The 2,623-nt window shown below is 41.5% G+C and carries 2 protein-coding genes; one reads left to right on the top strand and one right to left on the bottom strand.

Annotated features, from left to right (window positions below; all coding sequences use genetic code 11):
* Positions 1 to 193: hypothetical protein (locus F6J94_RS32820; protein WP_293019396.1), on the top strand; the 193-nt coding region annotated here is incomplete at its 5' end.
* A 532-nt stretch (positions 194 to 725) separates the two neighbouring features.
* On the opposite strand, the gene F6J94_RS32815 is transcribed toward F6J94_RS32820, so the two are convergent.
* On the bottom strand, positions 726 to 2,336 hold the full coding sequence (locus F6J94_RS32815; protein ID WP_293047885.1) for an FG-GAP-like repeat-containing protein: 1,611 nt from the start codon (positions 2,334 to 2,336) through the stop codon (positions 726 to 728).
* Positions 2,337 to 2,623 lie beyond the last annotated feature (287 nt).

Genomic DNA, 2,623 nt, shown 5'->3' with positions numbered 1-2,623 from the left:
CTATTCCCTATTCCCTATTCCCTATTCCCTATTCCCTATTCCCTATTCCCTATTCCCTATTCCCTATTCCCTATTCCCTATTCCCTATTCCCTATTCCCTATTCCCTATTCCCTATTCCCTATTCCCAGAGCCGCTGTTCCCTGTTCCCTAAAATCCAAAAATTATGTACCTCACCTAATTGAAAAATGCTAGAGATCACAACATACATATAACTATCCAGAAAATAACTAATATAAAAATATTGAGTTTATCTTTCATCGAAAACTAAGCCATGTTTATAATCGAACCATAGGTTTTATTATAAACATGGCTTAGGCAGTAATTATACTGGTAAGGTGCCTTAATAAGGTAACCTACTACTTATGGCCTTTGGAGTGATAGCCCTTAGAGTGATAGGGTTTCGAGTCCAGTTTTGGGTAAGTCCTAAGCAAAAATGATTATTTTATAAATCTTGAACTTTTATAAATATTTAAAATTGATAGCTATATAGTTTATATTTGAGTTGTGAACATACTCCCAAAGGCCAAGAGGCAAGAGGCAAGAGGCAAAAGGTAAGAGGGTAAACAGATCCGGAGTTTTATTCTCCAATAAAAAAAGACCATACAGGTTTACATCTCATGTGTAAACGCTATATAACGTCTCTACATGTAAGCAATCAGCTAACGCGCCAAGGGCTTTAGCTGATTGCCCTTGGCTAAATACTTAGGTAATTGAAATTACGTATTTAAACATAACTTTGCCAACTCGGATCAGTTACTGGCTCAAGCCTCTCCAGGCGATCGAACCCATTAGCATTCATCAGCCAGACACTATTTTGTCCATCGTCGAGATTGCGCCAGAGGATATCATCGAAACCATTGTCATCGATGTCGAGGGTACCATGGATTACCTCCTGACCAATACTTATTGGTGAGTCAATCAACACTGATTCAATGTACTGAGTCCCTTCCATCCTCCAATAGTAAATAGTTTGGTCTTGAGTATTGCGCCAGATAATATCCCCATCACCATCTCCATCCAAGTCTCCCGCTGCCCTCATTTCCCAAATACTAGTGACTGGTTCCGATGGAATGGACACCTCCTGAGCGACATTGGTGCCATTCATTAGCCAGACTTTATTTTCCCCAGTGGAAGTATTGCGCCAGAGAATATCCTGTTGTTGATCACTGTTGAAATCTTCCGTGCCACGAATCTCCCAGTCTAAGCCTAGAGTTGGGGTTATGGACACTGCATTCTGAAACACCGATCCTGCCATCAACCAGATGCCAGTTTCACCAGTAGAGCTATTACGCCAGAGAAGATCCTGTTGTTGATCACTGTTGAAATCCCCTGCACCCTGCATTTGCCAGGGACTGTCGGCTGGTTCTGTTGGTGAATGAATTGTTACGGCTTGAGCTAAGTCGAGACCATCCATCAACCAAGCACCATTGACTCCGGTCTCGTCATTACGCCAGAAAATAGTCACACTCTCGGTGATAGTGGATTGGTCATTGTCGGTAATGGTGAAAGTGGCACTGGGAGTCTCACCTAATTGATAGTCGGGACTATTCTCAAGGGTAATAATTACAGTTTCTTCCCCTTCTGCTATTCCATCGGCGATTGGGGTGAGCTTGAGATCTACTGACTCCTGACCTTCTGGAATAGTAACGGTACCGGTTAGGATGGGCTTGTAATCTGAGGGGCTAGCGGTGCCACTGACCGTGTAAGTTACCTCTAGGCTTTGACTAATGTCTCCGGTACGGGTGATGGTGATACCACCACTTTTTGGCACAGTTTCGGCTAATGTGCCATCAGTAGGGGTAATGGTAAGTTCAGGAAAAGTAATAACTGGGCCAGCTTCCAGTGCTGGTGTTATTTCAATAACGTCTATTCGTGCTAGTTCATAGGTTTGATTCCCCAAACTATCTGCCACGGCAGAGATTTCAATCTGATCCCCTGGAGCCAGTTCTACGTCTTTAAAGACAGGATTAGGATTGGATAAACCATCAAATATAGAACCAGTCAAGCCGATATAATTACCAGAATTGGGTGTGTCTATGGGTGGATTGTCCTGTTCTCCTGGGTTTTTATTGAAAATATATCTACTAATCGGGATATCGTTGACACGAAGTGTCAGGGTAGATCGGCCATCTAATTCATCAAAATAGGCAATCTTAAAATTATAGTTACCAGCAGGACCGTCATCTTCTGTCCAGGTTAAACGAATGAATCCTTGTTCAGTAGTATTGGTTTTGGGAATCTCGATAGCTTGACCACCGGAAGCAATGTCACTATCAAAAACTATGTAGTTTTCTAAACTCAGCCTAGTTGTGTCTTCTGCCTCAAATGTTGGCATAATTACTATTATCCTCTCCTTTTTAGGGAATAGGGAACAGGGAATAGGGAACAGTAGGAAAGAGATCCGAGTAGTTTTTGGTGTTATGGAAAATTAGTATTGGAGTTTATGCTCTATAGCAAAGGGAGTAGGGAGTAGGGAACAGCATATCTGGATCCAAAAATTATCACAATTACTACAGGAATTGCTAAATCCCAATTACTAGATTGGATCTGAAACTTTGGGTAATCGAAATCTTATTCACTTTCAATTAAATAAATTAAGAAATTTCTCATGCTTCTTATTGG

It is taken from the genome of Moorena sp. SIO1F2, from assembly GCF_010672755.1.
In the GTDB taxonomy this organism is placed as follows: Bacteria; Cyanobacteriota; Cyanobacteriia; order Cyanobacteriales; family Coleofasciculaceae; genus Moorena.
This window is presented reverse-complemented; position numbering and strand designations above follow the sequence as displayed.

Excerpts from the sequence above, each read along its gene's own strand:
- F6J94_RS32815 (WP_293047885.1), bottom strand. The coding sequence starts at position 2,336 with ATGCCAACATTTGAGGCAGAAGACACAACTAGGCTGAGTTTAGAAAAC.